The sequence below is a fragment of the Bergeyella zoohelcum ATCC 43767 genome, assembly GCF_000301075.1.
Taxonomy (GTDB): Bacteria; Bacteroidota; Bacteroidia; order Flavobacteriales; family Weeksellaceae; genus Bergeyella; species Bergeyella zoohelcum.
In genome coordinates this window covers 1,821,056-1,838,400 of record NZ_JH932293.1, presented here as the reverse complement: position 1 = coordinate 1,838,400, position 17,345 = coordinate 1,821,056, and the positions used below count along the sequence as shown (strand labels likewise).

The 17,345-nt window shown below is 35.9% G+C and carries 14 protein-coding genes and 1 pseudogene; 6 read left to right on the top strand and 9 right to left on the bottom strand.

Annotation, left to right across the window (positions count from 1 at the left end; translation table 11 throughout):
* Positions 1 to 34: 34 nt before the first annotated feature.
* The 4 genes from HMPREF9699_RS08440 to HMPREF9699_RS08425 all read right to left on the bottom strand — a co-directional run bounded on the left by HMPREF9699_RS08440 (position 35) and on the right by HMPREF9699_RS08425 (position 4,836).
* Positions 35 to 748, bottom strand: coding sequence for a class I SAM-dependent methyltransferase (locus HMPREF9699_RS08440; RefSeq protein ID WP_002664089.1), 714 nt, complete (start codon positions 746 to 748; stop codon positions 35 to 37).
* An 86-nt stretch (positions 749 to 834) separates the two neighbouring features.
* Positions 835 to 2,238 (bottom strand): dihydrolipoyl dehydrogenase, encoded by a 1,404-nt coding sequence (lpdA, locus tag HMPREF9699_RS08435; RefSeq protein ID WP_002664088.1) that lies wholly within the window; start codon positions 2,236 to 2,238, stop codon positions 835 to 837.
* 186 nt (positions 2,239 to 2,424) lie between these two features.
* Positions 2,425 to 3,558, bottom strand: a complete 1,134-nt coding sequence (locus HMPREF9699_RS08430) for a DegT/DnrJ/EryC1/StrS family aminotransferase (RefSeq protein ID WP_002664087.1) — start codon at positions 3,556 to 3,558, stop codon at positions 2,425 to 2,427.
* Between the two features lie 63 nt (positions 3,559 to 3,621).
* A complete protein-coding gene (locus HMPREF9699_RS08425; RefSeq protein WP_034986207.1) occupies positions 3,622 to 4,836 on the bottom strand; it encodes a type IX secretion system plug protein in 1,215 nt (404 codons plus the stop codon).
* 66 nt (positions 4,837 to 4,902) lie between these two features.
* On the opposite strand from HMPREF9699_RS08425, the gene HMPREF9699_RS08420 reads away from it, so the two are divergent.
* The 4 genes and pseudogenes from HMPREF9699_RS08420 to recA all read left to right on the top strand — a co-directional run bounded on the left by HMPREF9699_RS08420 (position 4,903) and on the right by recA (position 9,483).
* Positions 4,903 to 5,538: an MBL fold metallo-hydrolase gene (locus tag HMPREF9699_RS08420; protein ID WP_034985854.1), complete on the top strand. Its 636-nt coding sequence runs from the start codon at positions 4,903 to 4,905 to the stop codon at positions 5,536 to 5,538.
* 95 nt (positions 5,539 to 5,633) lie between these two features.
* Positions 5,634 to 5,866 (top strand): annotated as a pseudogene (locus HMPREF9699_RS11590) (hypothetical protein); the annotation flags it as partial.
* A gap of 182 nt (positions 5,867 to 6,048) precedes the next feature.
* A complete protein-coding gene (locus HMPREF9699_RS08415) occupies positions 6,049 to 8,355 on the top strand; it encodes an outer membrane beta-barrel family protein (RefSeq protein ID WP_002664084.1) in 2,307 nt (768 codons plus the stop codon).
* Positions 8,356 to 8,475: 120 nt separating this feature from the next.
* Complete coding sequence (recA, locus tag HMPREF9699_RS08410; protein ID WP_002664083.1) at positions 8,476 to 9,483, top strand: recombinase RecA; 1,008 nt, start codon at positions 8,476 to 8,478, stop codon at positions 9,481 to 9,483.
* A gap of 69 nt (positions 9,484 to 9,552) precedes the next feature.
* Here recA and HMPREF9699_RS08405 read toward each other — a convergent pair whose 3' ends face one another.
* The gene (locus HMPREF9699_RS08405) at positions 9,553 to 10,665 is read right to left on the bottom strand and encodes a DNA polymerase III subunit (RefSeq protein ID WP_002664082.1); all 1,113 of its coding nucleotides are present in this window, start codon (positions 10,663 to 10,665) and stop codon (positions 9,553 to 9,555) included.
* 82 nt (positions 10,666 to 10,747) lie between these two features.
* Here HMPREF9699_RS08405 and nikR point away from each other — a divergent pair, with 82 nt between their 5' ends.
* Positions 10,748 to 11,152, top strand: a complete 405-nt coding sequence (gene nikR, locus HMPREF9699_RS08400; protein WP_002664080.1) for a nickel-responsive transcriptional regulator NikR — start codon at positions 10,748 to 10,750, stop codon at positions 11,150 to 11,152.
* A gap of 133 nt (positions 11,153 to 11,285) precedes the next feature.
* The gene (locus HMPREF9699_RS11475; protein ID WP_260182283.1) at positions 11,286 to 11,411 is read left to right on the top strand and encodes a hypothetical protein; all 126 of its coding nucleotides are present in this window, start codon (positions 11,286 to 11,288) and stop codon (positions 11,409 to 11,411) included.
* A gap of 39 nt (positions 11,412 to 11,450) precedes the next feature.
* On the opposite strand, the gene pepE is transcribed toward HMPREF9699_RS11475, so the two are convergent.
* The 4 genes from pepE to HMPREF9699_RS08380 form a co-directional block, all read right to left on the bottom strand.
* Entirely contained in the window at positions 11,451 to 12,146 is a 696-nt protein-coding gene (gene pepE / locus HMPREF9699_RS08395; RefSeq protein ID WP_002664069.1) for a dipeptidase PepE, read from the bottom strand.
* Between the two features lie 169 nt (positions 12,147 to 12,315).
* Entirely contained in the window at positions 12,316 to 13,551 is a 1,236-nt protein-coding gene (gene odhB / locus HMPREF9699_RS08390; protein WP_002664068.1) for a 2-oxoglutarate dehydrogenase complex dihydrolipoyllysine-residue succinyltransferase, read from the bottom strand.
* A gap of 32 nt (positions 13,552 to 13,583) precedes the next feature.
* The gene (locus tag HMPREF9699_RS08385) at positions 13,584 to 16,403 is read right to left on the bottom strand and encodes a 2-oxoglutarate dehydrogenase E1 component (RefSeq protein ID WP_002664066.1); all 2,820 of its coding nucleotides are present in this window, start codon (positions 16,401 to 16,403) and stop codon (positions 13,584 to 13,586) included.
* A 446-nt stretch (positions 16,404 to 16,849) separates the two neighbouring features.
* Positions 16,850 to 17,341 carry a hypothetical protein gene (locus tag HMPREF9699_RS08380; RefSeq protein WP_002664065.1) on the bottom strand — a complete coding sequence of 164 codons (492 nt, stop codon included), beginning with the start codon at positions 17,339 to 17,341 and terminating at the stop codon, positions 16,850 to 16,852.
* Positions 17,342 to 17,345: the final 4 nt, after the last annotated feature.

Genomic DNA, 17,345 nt, shown 5'->3' with positions numbered 1-17,345 from the left:
TTTTATAGGGCTAATTTAGTATATACTTTTCTGTTTATTTTTTGTCACTTAGAGTCAATTTTACCAAGTATTGATCATTTTCGTCTTCTTCGATGACTTCAATTTTCCAGCCAAGAGCTTTAGCATGTTTTTCAAGGGTGAAAATATCAATATACAGCCATTGGAACCAATCGGTTTCTACATTACCATAGCGGTATTTGTATCTTATTTCACCGTAATATCTCTCTTTCGGTTTATCCACCTCCTCGTACATATAATTTACATTACAGGAATCAAATAGCAATTGTCCTTTGGGGTTGAGAAGTGTTTTAGCGTGTTCTAAAAACCGAGTAAGTCCATCCATATCTGCACAGAGCCCTATCCCGTTCATCAGCAATAGCAGTGTATCAAATTTTTGACCAGAAAATTCAAAGATATCTTGCTGAATGATAGATTCTACACCTCTTTTTTTCATGATTTCACATGCTGTAGGAGAAATCTCTAATGCTGTAGCTTTTACTCCATGTTCTTGTAAATAAAGTACATGGGAACCTGCTCCTGCACCGATGTCTAAAACTTTTCCATAGCACATTTGCATTGCTGTCCGTTCTAGTTCTGGCATTTCATCAAAGTCTCTGAAATAGGCATCTATGGGCATCTCTACCCCTGGCCCGAATTCGTCCAAAACTAAAAGTTCTTCTACGATGGTTCCTTCATAATAATCTAGAATGGCTTTGCCAGGCAGGTCAGAATAGTTTTTTATAAGCATAGGGAGGATTGATTTAAAAACTGCCACCTAAAAAGATGACAGTTTTTTTTATTTTGTAAATTATTATTTTAAAATCCACTGGCTCATTAAGAGTGAATAGCAATCTTCGCAGTGGCATCTAATGCTGCTTCTTTAATAGCCTCAGCAAAAGTAGGGTGTGCATGAGACATTCTTGCGATATCCTCAGCACTAGCACGGAATTCCATTGCTGTAACGGCTGCTGCAATCATATCTGCCGCTCTGGCTCCAATCATGTGTACCCCTAGTACTTCATCCGTTTTAGCATCGGCAATGATTTTGATAAACCCATCGGTATCTCCAGAAGCACGGCTTCTTCCTAATGCACGCATAGGGAAATTTCCTACTTTGATGGCTACACCTTCTGCTTTGAGCTGTTCTTCAGTTTTGCCCACTCCTGCCACTTCTGGCCAAGTGTACACTACCCCTGGAATGAGATTATAATTGATATGTGGTTTTTGTCCTGCCAATTGCTCTGCTACCAAAACGCCCTCTTCTGATGCTTTATGTGCAAGCATAGGACCCGCTACCACATCTCCAATGGCATAAATATTAGCCACCGAAGTTTGTAGATGTTCATTTACTTTTACTCTACCTCTTTCGTCTAGCTCTACCCCTGCATTTTCTAATCCTAATCCTTCTGTGTAAGGTCTTCTACCTACAGAAACTAATACATAATCTCCTTCAAAAGAAACTTCCTCTCCCTTTTTATTAGTAGCGGTTACGGTTACAGTATCGCCGTTATTGGTAACACCAGATACAGCAGTAGAAAGCTCGAATTTCATTCCTTGCTTTTTCAGTACTTTTTGAAGTTCTTTAGACAAAGCACCGTCCATTCCTGGGATAATTTTATCCATGTATTCTACCACCGTTACTTTTGCACCTAAACGGAGATATACTGAGCCTAATTCTAAGCCAATAACGCCTCCACCGATGACGATGAGGTGCTTAGGCACTTCCTGAAGATTAAGTGCTTCTGTGGAAGTAATGATTCTTTTCTTATCAATTTCAATGAAAGGAAGTGATGAAGGCTTAGACCCCGTTGCGATGATGGTGTATTTAGATGCTATAGACTCTTTGGAACCATCTTCCTTAGTAACTGCTATTTTAGTAGCCGATTCAAAACTTCCCACTCCATGGAAAACGGTAATTTTATTTTTATCCATCAGGAATTGAATTCCTTTAGTGGTTTGCTCCACCACTTCATTTTTCCTCGCCACCATTCTCTGAATATCTGCGGTAACAGTACCTACATTAATTCCGTGGTTTTCAAAGGTGTGTGTGGCATTATGGTAATGCTCTGAGCTATCTAATAGTGCTTTAGAAGGGATACATCCTACATTAAGGCAAGTACCTCCCATGGTATTGTATTTTTCTATGATGGCTGTTTTGAAGCCTAACTGTGCAGCTCTGATGGCAGCTACATAACCGCCAGGTCCTGAACCGATAACGGTAACATCAAACTGATTCATTTGTTTTTATTATTAATTTACTTTTTATATGTCGTTAATCTCTGATAAGATTCATTTTTCTGCTCGAAAAAAGAGAGAGGATACTCTTTAGGAACAAAATATTTTCTTTAATCCCCAACTGAATTTTCATTCTTCATGCTCTTCCTCATTTTTTCGATTTTTTATTATTTCATCAGATGATAAAAATCATCCATTCTTATCCATAAATTCTAATACTTTCTCTGTGATGTAAGCAATCTGTTCATCATCTAACTCGGTGTGCATAGGAAGAGAGATGACCTCGTTTAGCAGTCTATCTGTGTTTTTAAAGTCTTCTGGATTAGATGCTTGGAAATACGCTTTCTGGTTTCTGAGTGCCACAGGATAATAAATCATGGCAGGAATTTCATGAGCAGCCAAAAACTCTTGGAGTTCGTTTCTTTTTCCATTCAAAATTCTGAGCGTATATTGGTGGAAAACATGGGTGCTATTTGCTACTCTATAAGGAATTTTAATCTGTGGATGCTGAGAGAATGCTTCGTCATAAGCATCGGCTACTTTTTTCCTGGCTTCATTATAGCTATCTAGAAGCGGAAGTTTTTTCCTAAGTACTGCCGCCTGAATGCTGTCTAATCTAGAGTTTACTCCTATCTCATCATGGTAATATCTTTCATACATTCCGTGATTTACTATGCCTCTCATCTTATGGGCAAGGGCATCATCATTAGTAAAGATGGCTCCACCATCTCCATAGCAGCCCAAATTTTTAGAAGGAAAAAAAGAAGTAGTACCGATGGTTCCCATGGTGCCTGATTTTTTCTTTTTACCATTAGAGAAAGTGTATTCGGCACCTATGGCTTGTGCGTTATCTTCTATCACCGCCAGTTGGTATTCCTCGGCTATTTTCAGAATTTCTTCCATATTGGCACATTGTCCAAAAAGATGTACAGGGATAATGGCTTTGGTTTTATCTGTAATTGCGGCTTTTATTTTTTCGGTATCAATGGTAAAAGAATCATAATCTACATCTACCAAAACTGCTTTAAGTTTCAGAAGATGAATTACCTCTACGGTAGCTGCAAAGGTGAAATCAGAAGTAATTACCTCATCGCCCTCCTTTAAATCTAATGCCATGAGTGCAATCTGAAGGGCATCGGTTCCATTGGCACAGGGAATTACATGCTTCACACCGAGGTATTCTTCCATTTCTTTTTGGAAAGATTTTACTTCGGGACCATTAATAAAGGCTGCAGATTCTAAGACATTTAGCAACGCATTATCCAGTTCATTTTTTATTTTGAAATACTGCGTTTGCAGATCTACCATTTGAATTTTCTTCATAAAATGCTTATCTTCTAAGATTTTGTAAAAGTACGATTATTATTTTTTTTGGTCAAATTTTCCCTACCGAATCTGTTTTCTCAGTTCGCCATAGCCTAGAATACCATCATAATTCCTCCCGAAAGGACGATAATAGAGAAGTGCCTGATAGAGATTAGAAGTTTCCCAAAAATTACCATTAATCTCTCCGAAATTCAGTTTACCATCGGTTTCTTTCGTGGCGAGTATATAATTATAAAATCCTTGTTTTAGATATATTTTTGCCACATATTGTTGTTTTTCAGTATCATAAAACATTTTGTATTTTTCATCGGCTTTGTATTCATTAAAAGCCCCCAGAATATAGATTTCCTTATTATACGGCTCAGAATCTAAGTAGAAATACACCCAAGCGTAGTCTCCTTCTTTATCGGCATTTCTTTCTATACCGAGGTCATTTCTTCGGAAATAATACGCTCCGTTTACATCAGGCTGATACTGATAAGTAAGGGGATAGGCCATAATGGGATGCAGGTAGGTGTGATTTACGCCATCAATGATTTCGCCTCCAGCAACTCTATCAAAGCTCATATTCATATTTTTATTATCAAAATAAAAAAACTGATTATTCCCAGAAAAAGCTAAATCCAACTGCTGATAGGCGAGTTGATTTCCCATAACTCCACTGGGAGGAATATTGGTTTTTGCGGTTTGCCAGTTGTTATTTTGTAATACGGTGAGTCCAAAAGAATTGGCATTAGAGAGCAGTTCAGCGTTTTGTGCTATTCCCACCACTTCTATTCTTTGATTTTTTGCCAATGACGAGGGGGTTACAGACATTCTACTTTGACGAACAGCTATTTCCATCCCATTTTCATATACGGAAAACCTTTTGGTAAACACAGGCTGGCGAGGGGAATCTTTATATACAATAATTTCATAATTTCCAGATATTTTCATCTTAATTTTATCATTGGGGAGCGTAAGATGATAGTGGGTGTATTTCTGTAAAGTATTGAATGAAAACTCAAAATCTTCAATGACCGCATTGAGCGGCCCAGCAGCGTATTCAGAATAGAAAAGTCCATCATCTTCCCAGTTTCTATCATAATGCTTCAGGGTATAGCGGTAGCGTGTAGAGGTATTATCTAAATCATCAAACCTTAAAACGAGAGACTCTCCAAGGGCGATGATTGCCGTTTGGTCATTGGTTTTAGGGTTAAAAAGCTGTATTCCTTGGATGTTTTGTCCGAAGAAAATAGTAGGTAGGCATCCTAAAAAAAGTAATACTGTTTTCATTTCCACGAATATAAGAAAAAAATAGAATTGACTATAAAATTCGTACATTTGGGAAGAAAAAAAATTATGACGCATATTCAAGTTTTTCCGTTTAATCCTTTTTCTGAAAATACCTATGTTATCTACAATGACGAAAAATCGGCATTCATTATAGATCCAGGAAATTTTCATCCTCAAGAGACAGAACATTTATTTCGTTTCATTGATGAACAAGCATTGCAGGTTCAGAAAATACTGCTTACCCATGCTCATATAGATCATGTCTTGGGTCTCCAAAAAGTATATGATGCGTTTCAGGTTCCGGTACATCTTCATCCCTTAGAGCAGGAGATACTAGATAGAAACCCAATGGATGCTCACCGATTTGGGTTTCAGTTTGCACCATTTTCTGGAGAAATTATTCCTATCCATGAAGGAGATACGCTTTATCTAGGCCATACTCCGCTGGATATTTTTCATATTCCTGGGCATTCTCCTGGGAGTGTAGGCTACTACTGTGCAACAGACGGCTTCATTCTCTCTGGAGATGCTCTTTTCCAAGGAAGCATTGGAAGAACAGACCTCTACAAAGGCAACCATGATGAGCTTCTTCATAGCATAAAAACAAAACTTTTTACTCTTCCAGAGGAGACCATCGTTCTGTCTGGACATGGCAATGCCACTCATATAGGTGTAGAAAAAAATACCAATCCGTTTTTTTAGGAAGAAAATAAGCTTTGGTAATATAAAAGGCGTTCATCGGTATAAATGCAAAGATTGTGGGAGAAATTACACTGTTGCTCATAAATTTACTAACACAGCTATGTTGTACAGATTATTGGAAAAGCTGCAATGAATTTATCCCTGCTGAAAAGCATCTACAAACTAAAGCCGAAACTTATACTATTGAAAGTTACAATAGCGGAATTTGGCATTATTTAGCCTGATTTAGAAGAAAAACCAAATGCTACACAAAACATACATGATGATTTGTAGCTTGAAATTATTAACACTAAAACTGGATAATCAACTATCTATATTTAATTACTGATGCTTGGAAATGATTATTTATATTTAATATAAATAAGTATGCTTATGGAAATTGTGATTTAGGTCACAGGTTAAGAGTTCTTCTTTATTTATATTTGTAATATGCTAAGGTGCAGAAATTTTTTAGATATATTTTCTTTAGAACAAGTGTTTAATCCATAAAATAATTTATTCATTACGGTTATGAGAAGAACTGCTATCTTTTTTTTAACGGTTATTCCATTTCTTTTAACGGCACAAAATATAAAACAAGATATTTTTATCTATGACAAAAAGCAGATGCCTATTTCGGATATAAATTTGTATTACATTGTATCCAAAGATACTATTGCACTAAAAACAGATGTGCATGGTAAATTTACTGTACAGGGGAAAAATAACGAAGTAGCGAAGGTAGTAGTGAATCATCATCAATACTCTTATTTTGAAGAAGAATTCAAGATTTCCCCTCAGCCTAAATCTATTTTCTTAGAAAAGGTATTTTCATTAGATGAAATTACTATCAAAGCTAAAAAGCAAAATATTTCAAGAGCATTTGGTACTACTACTTTAAATATTGATGATAGTCCTATTTTTCAGAATTCAACTTTTAAAGACGCCATTATGCTAATCCCTGAGGTGAATATAGTAAACGAAAATGTGAAAATATTAGGTAAGAATAAAACGCTGTATCTAATTAATGGTAGAGAGAGCAATCGTAATATAAATGATTTATTAGCAAATCAAATTGAAAAAATAGAAGTAATTTCAAATCCTTCTGCAAAGTATCAGGCAAATTATGATTCTGTAATTAATATTGTATTAAAGAAAAATCAAAATAATGGCTGGTATTTTAATCTTAACTCTAATACCTATATTAATAGGCTTACCTCTTATTTTAATGCCGTGGATGTAGGGGTGAATTTTAAAAAATGGTCTATAGAAAGCAGTGTACGGTATAATTTTGATAATGGACTGGTATTCAGTAATGGATGGCAAAATTATCAGGATAAATTGGAAGATTATCATACACGCTTTAAAGTCAATAAACAATATTTAGAAACTTCTACCCATATTAACTATAATATAGGCAAAAATAGTAATGTAGGTATTGATTTCAGTTATGGTAAATATCCGAAATACAATTCCATTTCTTCTTCAGAAAGTAAATTTAATTATTTTCATACCAATGAAAATGAACGGATACACTCTGTATCAAATTCAGGAGTGGAAAGTCAATTCATCAATACAAGTGTTTATTATAATTTTTCTAAGGAAAAAAATAACTTGAACATGTATGTATCATATATCCGAAGAAATCAAGATTTTAATAATAATATTACCTCCAATCGAGAAAATATTCCTTTGCTGAATCAAAATATCCTAAGTAATAATAATAGCAATACACTTATTTTTAACTCTGATTATGAATTTAAGTTCAATGAAAAAAACAAATTGGATATAGGATTTAGAGCTTCTAATTTTAAAGGGAAGTATCATTTAAATGCTATTCATTTCAGTACCCCTTTGTCCTCAACATTATTTGATTTTACCGAAAATATCTATTCATGGTATGGAATTTATAAATTTAATGTACAAAAACTAAGTTTCTCTACAGGGCTAAGATACGAATACTTTAATAGAGATGTCATTTATAATAATGCCCAAAAATCTAAAATAAACCAAGGAAATATTTTTCCATCCCTGTACATTGGGTATAAGAGTGAAAATAAAAATAATGCGTTATCATTTTCTTATTCTAAGAAAATTCAAAGGCCTAATTTTAATGACATTACCCCCTTTGAGTACAATGTGAACTATAACACTATCTTTAGAGGAAATCCTAATTTAAAGAATGAATTTATTCACTCGGTACAGATGCAGTATGCCTATAAATCAAAATTATTTCTAACCACACACTATAATTATTACCAAAACTATATAGAACAGGTTACCACTTTTGAAAACAATAATTTAGTTTGGTTTCCTACCAATTATAAAGTGAATAATTTAGGAACATCACTCATGTATAATTTTTCAGCTGTAAAGAATAAATTGAAATTATATAACAAACTTACAGTGGAGTACAATGAAAATATAGGAAATGTAAATGATGTATCTCTAAACACATCACTCTGGCAGTGGAATCTTTATTTAGCACAAGTTTACAGCATCAATAAAAAAACAGGCATATCTTTAATTACCAATTATTATTCACCGCAATTGTCAGATTTCTATAAAATTAGACAAGGACTTAGAACCGACATTAAATTGAGTACGAAATTATTTAAAGATAGAGTAGAGGCCTCCGTAAGAATTAATGATGTATTTAATACCTATTTTAATGAACTTAAGGGGAATTATAATGGTTTTGAATCTTTTAGATACAGTGATTTCTCTACCAGAAGTGTTATTTTTTCACTTCGCTATCATTTCCATTCAGGTAAAAAAGTAAAATCTAAACCAATACATATAGATAACTCTGAAGAAGAAAACCGTACTAATAAATAAGAATAGGTTATCCATGATGAAAAAAGCATCTAAGGGGAATGTGCCTCACATAAAATATACGCATTCTTTTTGCAGGATAAATGAAATAATCCTTACATTTACACATTAAATTTTATATTGATGAGTACAGCAGAAGATAAAAAAAAGGCACTCTCTTTGGTCTTGGAAAAACTGGATAAAACCTACGGTAAAGGTACTGTAATGACCTTGGGAGAAGCAGCAATAGATGATAATATAGAAGTAATTCCTTCGGGGTCTTTGGGTTTAGACATTGCATTAGGCGTAGGGGGATATCCTAAAGGAAGAATTATAGAAATTTTTGGACCCGAATCCTCGGGTAAAACTACCCTTACCCTTCATGCCATTGCCGAAGCTCAAAAACAAGGCGGAATAGCCGCTTTCATAGATGCAGAGCACGCATTTGATAGACATTACGCAGCAAAATTAGGAATCAATTTAGAAGAGCTAATTATCTCTCAGCCAGATAATGGAGAACAAGCATTAGAAATTGCAGATAACTTGATTCGTTCGGGAGCAATAGATATTGTAGTAATAGACTCTGTGGCAGCACTTACACCAAAATCTGAAATAGAAGGGGAAATGGGAGATTCTAAAATGGGACTTCATGCAAGATTAATGTCTCAGGCACTCAGAAAACTTACAGGAACCATTTCTAGAACGAAGTGTACGGTGATATTTATCAACCAGTTGAGAGAGAAAATTGGAGTAATGTTCGGGAATCCTGAAACTACCACAGGAGGAAATGCATTGAAATTCTACGCATCGGTAAGAATAGATATTAGAAAATCATCTACCCCTATTAAGCAAGGAGATGAGGCCATCGGTAGCCATGTGAAAGTGAAAATCGTAAAAAATAAAGTAGCACCACCGTTTAGACAAGCAGAGTTTGATATTATGTATGGAGAGGGCGTTTCTAAAACAGGAGAAATTTTAGATGCTGCTGTGGATTTGGGCATTGTAAAAAAATCGGGTTCATGGTTCAGCTATGGAGAAACTAAACTGGGGCAAGGAAGAGATGTGGTGAAATCTTTATTAAGTGATAACCCTGAACTGGCAGAGGAGCTAGAAGAAAAAGTAAAAGAAGAAATCAAAAATAAGAAAGCGTAAATAAATAAACCTTCCAATTCTCTTTGTTGGAAGGTTTTTCTTTATAAAATAATCCTCATTTTCTATTCTCTATTTCTTATGAATATACCTTGAAAGCTTAATTCCCATATCGGTCCAGATGATTTTAGGATTACCATTTCTTTCTAAGTGATAATCCGTTTCCGAAAGTTGAGTGATAATATCTTCAATATTGGCACCATGGATGAATGTGGAGAAAGTTTCCCACTGGAATCCTGTAGATTCTATTTTTTTGTAAACCAAGTCGCTTTGCCCATAATTTTGCATCATTGCAAGTCTAAACATTTCGGCACAATAAGCGAGGAAACTCTTTTGCTTTTCTCTATTCCAGCCGGCAATATTTCTAGCCCATAGAATGATGTTTTTTAGTTTTTCAGGTCTTTTTCTTACTTGGAAAGCTTCCCTTACCCATTGGATAAAAAGGGCTTCAAAGTCTTCATTTTCCGTACCATTCTTCAGTTTTAGGAAGAGATTGTAATCCCCTTGAGCTTTGGCGATGAGCTCTGGAACAGGGAGTGATGGCGTCTGAAAATCGGTAGAGATTTTTTCCATGAGGTCTTTATCCGTTATTCTTGGGATTTCCACTATTTGCACTCTGGATAAAATGGTGGGTAAAAGGTCTTGAACGCTATTTGCCGTCATGAGTATGATGGTTTTTTCGGGAGGTTCTTCTAAGAACTTGAGGAGTTTATTAGCTGCGGCTACATTCATTTTATCGGCACGCCATACAATAAGAATCTTGGAGCCACCTTCAAAACTTTTGAGCGTAAAATGCTCTATTTGTTCCTCAATTTCGGCAGTGGAAATGAAAAACTGTTTATTGGCAGAGTCTAAATAATTCATCCAATCATCTAAAGAGAAATAAGGATTTTCTAATATCATTTCCCTAAAAGTGGCAAACCATTTACTGCTCACAGACTTTCTATTTTCTGTAAAAACGGGAAAGCTAAAATGTAAATCTACATGGTTGAGGTGCTCTATTTTACTGGCTGCATCTGGATTTTCTCTTAGGAAAATTTCCTTTGCAAATGCCAATGCCAGAGGCAGAGCACCATACCCCTCGTTACCTGTAAACAGATAAGCATGTCCCACTCTATTGGCATCAATACTATCTATCAGCTGTTTTTGCAATGCTTTTTGCCCTATGATTTTCTCCCAATCCATAAGACAAATATACGGAATATCTCTACGAATAATGGTGGTAATTCTAAGGATTTTTATACATTTGTTGTAAAACTATAAAACAATGGCACAAGTTCGTTTTGGAGTAAGTTTGGATGAGGATGTACTTTCTGATTTGGATGATTTTGTGGCGGAACATCAGTTCCCGAATCGTTCACAGGCGATACGGCATTTGGTGGAAAACCGCTTGGTAGAGAATAATTGGAATAAAAATGAATTGGTATCGGGAGCTATCGTCTTGCTGTATGACCATCATAAGGGGGATATTTTGGTTAAAATGAATGAAATTCAGCATGATTTTTATAAGGAAATACTTTCTTCTCAGCATTTTCATGTGGATCATGATAATTGCTTGGAAATTATCGCCATCAAAGGAAAGGCACAAAGGCTGGTAGAACTTTCTAAACAGCTTATTGGGCTGAAAGGAGTTATCCACGGAAAATTGGTAACCAGTAAATTAGGAAGATAGCTTTTGCATGATCCAGAGCGGGTGGATATGGAATGGTAGATTGATGGAAAAACTGTAGGAAACTCTTTCAAAACAAAAACCATTAGATGCTGATATGCTGACTCAGCATCTTAAAAAAAGAAAAAAACTAAAAATGAATTTCTACCGTCAAGAATTCCATCCTAAATCCAATAAAGATGAGCCTATATTGAATAGAGAAATAGAATTTTTGTTAGAAAATTCCCCGCTGTTAGATGTTTCTATGGATTATTGCCATTAATATACCAAAAAACACGCTGATTGTAGCGTGTTTTTTGGTTTAGAAACAAAATCCTGTTTCTACCTCGTAGGATTCTTTTCCATATTCGAAAATACGCGTACTTTGGCTGCCTTCTATACGCAGTACACCGTCTTTATGTCTTAGCCAGTTGCCTTCTCTTAGACCTACCACCATGGTTTCTTGATTTTGGGTGAGAAATTCTTTGATTCTCGTTTCTCTGGTTTCGCCATTGTGTTTCAATCCCGCAATAGGGTCTAAGTAATGAGGATTGATATTAAAAGGGACTAATCCCATACAGTCAAAAGATGAGGGATATACGATGGGCATATCATTGGTAGTTTTCATATTCAATCCACCGATATTCGTTCCTGCACTACATCCTAAGTACGGTTTTCCTGCATAGATATTGTCTTTAAGTAAAGTCATAAGCTGGTGTTCGTGTAGTGTTTTCACCAGTAGAAAGGTATTGCCTCCCCCTGTAAAATAGGCTTTGGCATCACGGATAGCAGTGGAGTAGTCCTCAAACTCATGGATACCTCTTATTTTTTTACCTATTTTTTGGAAAAAAGAAGCTGCTTTTAGTGTGTATTCTTCGTGAGAAATTCCTGATGGTCTTGCAAAGGGAATGAAAAGAATTTCATCCACTTGGGAAAAGAGTATTTCGAGTTCAGTTTTCAGATACTCCAAAAATTCCTCTCCAGGAAGTGTGGAAGTAGAAGCCAATATAAAATTCATTGTTTTAAAAATTATTGTTTAGAAGTTAGAAAGAAATAAGATAATTAGGGAATTTGAAAATTAGATAATTACCTCATTATCATATTACTTCATTATCACATTACCTCAATCCTTTACGAAAAATCCCACTATTTTTTACAACAGTGGGATTTATGATTATAAGAAATTGTTACAATTCTAAAGCTCTTCTTTCATCGCCATTCATAAGGAATTCCACAGGATTATCTATCGCTTCTTTTACTGCAACAAGGAATCCTACAGACTCTCTACCATCAATGATTCTGTGGTCATAAGAAAGTGCCACATACATCATCGGACGAATCTCTACTTGCCCATTCACTGCCACTGGTCTTTGGATGATATTGTGCATTCCAAGGATAGCAGATTGAGGTGGGTTAATGATAGGGGTAGAAAGCATAGACCCGAATACTCCACCATTGGTAATCGTGAAAGTACCGCCTGTCATTTCATCTACGGTAATCCTACCGTCTCTTGCTCTTTCTGCTAAGTTTTTAATATTAGCCTCTACACCTCTTAGTGTCATGTTTTCTGCATTTCTTAGTACAGGAACCATTAGTCCTTTAGGTCCTGAAACAGCGATAGAAATATCACAGAAATCATAATTGATTTTATTATCTCCATCAATAGATGCATTTACATCAGGATACATTTGTAACGCACGGGTTACCGCCTTAGTAAAGAAAGACATAAAGCCTAATCCTATACCATGTTTAGCCGCAAATTCCTCTTTGTATTGCTTACGGATACGGAAGATTTCAGACATATCCACTTCGTTAAAAGTAGTAAGCATCGCGGTTTCATTTTTCACAGATACCAATCTCTTAGAGAGTTTTCTTCTCAGCATAGAGAGTTTAGTAGTGGTCTGTGAGCGAGTCCCCGAAGTAGCGTCCACGCTTCCCATAGCAGGTACAGACGCTAGTTCTGCATCTATCTTGGTGATTCTTCCGTCTCTACCAGAACCTTGTACCGTTTCTGGAGCGATACCTTTCTCGTCAAGAATCTTTTTCGCTGCAGGGGAAGGGGTTCCAGTAGCATAAGTTGTAGGTTTTGCTTCTTGCTTAGGGGTTTCTTTTGCTGGCTCTGCCTTTGGTGCTTCCTCCTTTTTCTCTTCTACTTTTGGAGTAGCATTTCCTTCTGGTTTTGCAGCACTCATATCAATAAGGCATACCACTTGCCCCACTTCTACAGTGTCTCCCTCTTCTGCTTTTAGGGTAATGATACCACTTTCCTCGGCAGGAAGTTCAAGTGTAGCTTTATCAGAATCTACTTCTGCGATGGGTTGATCTTTTTCCACATAATCACCATCTTTTACCAGCCAAGTGGCGATTTCTACTTCTGTGATGGATTCTCCCGGGGATGGGACTTTCATTTCTAAAATAGACATATTAGGATTTTATTTTTTTATTATTAATTTAATTAAGCTGTTACAGGTCTTTCTGTAGGTGCATGATCTACACCGAATACTCTACAGATTACACTATTTTGGTTTTTCTCGAACATTTTATGGCTTCCTGGAGCAGGTGAACCACTCGGTACTGGAGCGATTACTTGGATGCCTGTATCTCTGAAGTTGCGGAGAATATAGTTCCATGCTCCCATATTTTCAGGTTCTTCCTGAGCCCAAATAAGCTCTGTTCTTTGGTTGTATTTATTCAGTATTTCTTCTATTTGATCCATTTGGAGTGGATAAAGCTGCTCTAATCTTACAATAGCTACAGACTTATCATTCAGTTCTTCCTGTTTTGCCAATAGTTCGTAATAAAGTTTTCCTGAACAGAGTACGAGTTTTTTAATTTCCGATGGATTGGCATTTTTGTCATCCAATATAGGCTGGAATTGTCCTTCTGCCAAATCTTCTACTGGAGAAACTACTTTAGGGTGACGGAGCAATGACTTAGGAGACATTACTACCAAAGGTTTTCTGAACGGGAACTTCATTTGTCTGCGAAGCAGGTGGAAATAGTTGGCAGGTTCTGTAATATTGGCTACGATGATATTATCATTGGCACAAAGTGTCAAGAATCTCTCTAGCCTTGCTGATGAGTGCTCTGCTCCTTGTCCTTCAGATCCGTGAGGGAGAAGCATTACTAAACCATTTTGAATTTTCCATTTTTCTTCAGCCGCCACTAAATATTGGTCCACAATAATCTGAGTACCATTGGTAAAATCACCGAACTGAGCCTCCCAAATGGTTAATGTTTCTGGTGCTGCGAGAGCATATCCATAATCAAAACCTAAAACACCATATTCTGAAAGGTGGGAGTTATATACTTGGAAAGATTTTCCACCTCTTACCTGTGCCAGTGGCGTGTATTCTTCTTCGTTATCTTCTGTTTTTACTACGGCATGACGATGAGAGAATGTACCCCTTTCTACATCTTCTCCTGAGATTCTTACATTATATCCTTCTTTAAGGAGAGATGCGTAGGCAAGGAGTTCAGCCATTGCCCAGTCTAGGCTATTGCCCTCCACCATTTTTACTCTGTTATCAAATAGACGGGTAATCTTATTGATGAATTTTTTATCTTTTGGAAGTGTGGAAATTTGGATGGCAAGCGCTTTCAGTTCATCTACATTGAATTTCGTATCAAATGTATCCGTGATTTTTTTCTCTTTTTTGAAAGGGTATTTTTCCCAAACTTTGTCCATGAAAATCGCCATAGCATTCTTCTCAATTTTCTTAGACTCGTCAAAATCTACATCAAGAAGTGCTTTAAACTCGGTTTCCATTTTTTTGAGAGTATCCTCAGATAAAATACCATCTCCTACCAGTTTTTGTTTATAGATTTCTCTTGGATTCGGATGTTTAGAAATGGTTTTGTAGAGATTAGGCTGTGTAAATCTAGGTTCATCCCCTTCATTATGTCCATATTTTCTATATCCCAGAAGGTCTATATATACATCTTTTCCGAATTTCGCTCTAAATTCTGCTGCAAAACGAATGGCATGCACTACTGCTTCCACATCATCTGCATTCACATGCATTACAGGAGAGTCCGTTACCTTTGCTATATCTGTACAATAAGTGGAAGAACGAGCATCTAAATAATTAGTAGTAAAAGAGACTTGGTTATTTACTACGATATGTACAGTACCTCCTGTTTTGTACCCATCTAGGGTCATCATTTGTGCGATTTCATATACAATACCTTGTCCTGCAATAGCCCCATCCCCATGGATGACTATAGGAAGTACTTTTCCATAGTCATTGTACTCAATATCTACTTTTGCTCTGCATATTCCTTCTACCAGAGCGGCTACCGTTTCTAGGTGAGAAGGGTTCGGGGTAAGGTTAATTTTTACAGACTCACCAGAGGCAGTAGTGATGGATTTAGACGCCCCAAGGTGGTATTTCACATCCCCAGAGAATACATCTTCTTCAAATTCTTTTCCTTCGAACTCAGAAAAAATTTCTTTATATGATTTTCCAAAAATATTGGTAAGTACATTAAGCCTTCCGCGGTGTGCCATTCCCAGCACCACTTCTTCTACCCCGAGTTTGGATGAAGTAGAAATAAGCTGATCAAGGGCAGGAATGAGAGATTCACCACCTTCTAAGGAGAATCTTTTTTGACCTACAAACTTGGTATGTAGGTAGTTTTCAAAAGCAACAGCCTGATTGAGTTTTCTAAGGATTTCTGTTTTATCTGTTGCTGAAAGGTCTGCTTGGTTGTTATTTTTTTGTAACCACTGACGAATCCAAAGTTTTTCCTCCACATTTTTGATGTGCATGTATTCGGAACCGATGGAGGCACAGTATATTTTTTCTAATCTATCAATAATTTCCTGTAACGATGCCGGCCCAGACATTCCTATCTCCGTGGCACAATTGAACTTTTTAGACAAATCATTTTTAGAAAGTCCAAAATTTTCTATTGCCAAAGTAGGTTCATAAGTTCTTCTATCTCTTACGGGATTTGTTTTTGTAAATAGGTGTCCTCTAGAGCGGTAGGCTTCGATGAGATTGATAACATTAAATTCTTTTTTTATGTCTTCAGAAATTGCACCGCTATTAACTTGGGTATTGGCATACTGAGTTACAGTTTGCGATGAAGCAGGAGCCGCCGTCTCTACGGGGAAAAGTTCTGTTTCACCATAGCTCTCTAATCCAAATTCAAAACCTTGGAAAAAGGCTTTCCAAGAGGGTTCTACTGTATCAGGAAACCTTTTGTACTGTTGGTATAAATCCTCGATAAGTTGTGAATGTGCAGCATTCAAAAATGAAAATTTGTCCATTATTGCAGTAATGTATGATATTTTAAAGAAGCAAATTTAATAAAAAAAAGGATAGTAGGTAATATAAAATAATAAAAATTTAGAGTATTGGTAGAATAGAATACCAATGAACTTTTTTATTAAAAGAAAAACGAGTGGGGTTTTGTAAAATTTGAGGAAAGATGATTGGTTAAATAAGGCTGTTTTTATAGAAGGATAGCATCTATATTATTCAGCTTATTTGGATGTTTTATTTCGCTTAAATTCCCTCAGTTTTAATATGCTTTTAAAGCACTTTGCCAAATTTTTTTAGTACTTTGGTAAAGCATCTCAAATAGAATTTTCAGCTAAAAAATATTGTATTTTACGGTCTAATAATATATGCGTAATTTTATTTTGATTTAGTAGATTTTAAATCATTTAAAAACTATCAAGAAAAACTATATATATATATTGTCTCAGTAGTTTTAATAGGAAAGGAAAAATTCATAAAAAGCATCTTCATAAATGCCTATTTGTGAAGCGAGAAGCTGGATTCCAGAGAAATTTTGAGCAATGGCTTTTTGGTTTTCGGGAAGCGTAATGTTTCCCCAATCGGTACCAATATCGATGTGATTTTCCCCCTCTGAGAAAAGGGTAATAGGGTAGGAGAGTACTCTTTGGAAAGTATCTTCTTGGTGAAGTGCTGTATATTGAATTTCTATATTTTCAGGTACAATGGCTATCCCTCCAGATTCTATGGCAACCGTTTGGTCTATATTTTCTATAAATGCGATGTTAAATTTGATATTGTCTATCGCATTTTCTTCCGTAAAAAACACAAAATCTGCATGAGCGTTTTCATCATACTCGTTTGCAAAAGAAAAATTTATTTCACAAAATTCAGATAAATTTCCTATAGTATGCTGAATTTTTTTAGGGATGAAAACCTTTGTGGCATGAATATTTTCTAAGTGCATGATG

Coding starts and splice junctions, on each gene's coding strand:
- HMPREF9699_RS08440 (WP_002664089.1), bottom strand. CDS start 748: ATGCTTATAAAAAACTATTCTGACCTGCCTGGCAAAGCCATTCTAGAT.
- lpdA (WP_002664088.1), bottom strand. CDS start 2,238: ATGAATCAGTTTGATGTTACCGTTATCGGTTCAGGACCTGGCGGTTAT.
- HMPREF9699_RS08430 (WP_002664087.1), bottom strand. CDS start 3,558: ATGAAGAAAATTCAAATGGTAGATCTGCAAACGCAGTATTTCAAAATA.
- HMPREF9699_RS08425 (WP_034986207.1), bottom strand. CDS start 4,836: ATGAAAACAGTATTACTTTTTTTAGGATGCCTACCTACTATTTTCTTC.
- HMPREF9699_RS08420 (WP_034985854.1), top strand. CDS start 4,903: ATGACGCATATTCAAGTTTTTCCGTTTAATCCTTTTTCTGAAAATACC.
- HMPREF9699_RS08415 (WP_002664084.1), top strand. CDS start 6,049: ATGAGAAGAACTGCTATCTTTTTTTTAACGGTTATTCCATTTCTTTTA.
- recA (WP_002664083.1), top strand. CDS start 8,476: ATGAGTACAGCAGAAGATAAAAAAAAGGCACTCTCTTTGGTCTTGGAA.
- HMPREF9699_RS08405 (WP_002664082.1), bottom strand. CDS start 10,665: ATGGATTGGGAGAAAATCATAGGGCAAAAAGCATTGCAAAAACAGCTG.
- nikR (WP_002664080.1), top strand. CDS start 10,748: ATGGCACAAGTTCGTTTTGGAGTAAGTTTGGATGAGGATGTACTTTCT.
- HMPREF9699_RS11475 (WP_260182283.1), top strand. CDS start 11,286: ATGAATTTCTACCGTCAAGAATTCCATCCTAAATCCAATAAAGATGAG.
- pepE (WP_002664069.1), bottom strand. CDS start 12,146: ATGAATTTTATATTGGCTTCTACTTCCACACTTCCTGGAGAGGAATTT.
- odhB (WP_002664068.1), bottom strand. CDS start 13,551: ATGTCTATTTTAGAAATGAAAGTCCCATCCCCGGGAGAATCCATCACA.
- HMPREF9699_RS08385 (WP_002664066.1), bottom strand. CDS start 16,403: ATGGACAAATTTTCATTTTTGAATGCTGCACATTCACAACTTATCGAG.
- HMPREF9699_RS08380 (WP_002664065.1), bottom strand. CDS start 17,341: ATGCACTTAGAAAATATTCATGCCACAAAGGTTTTCATCCCTAAAAAA.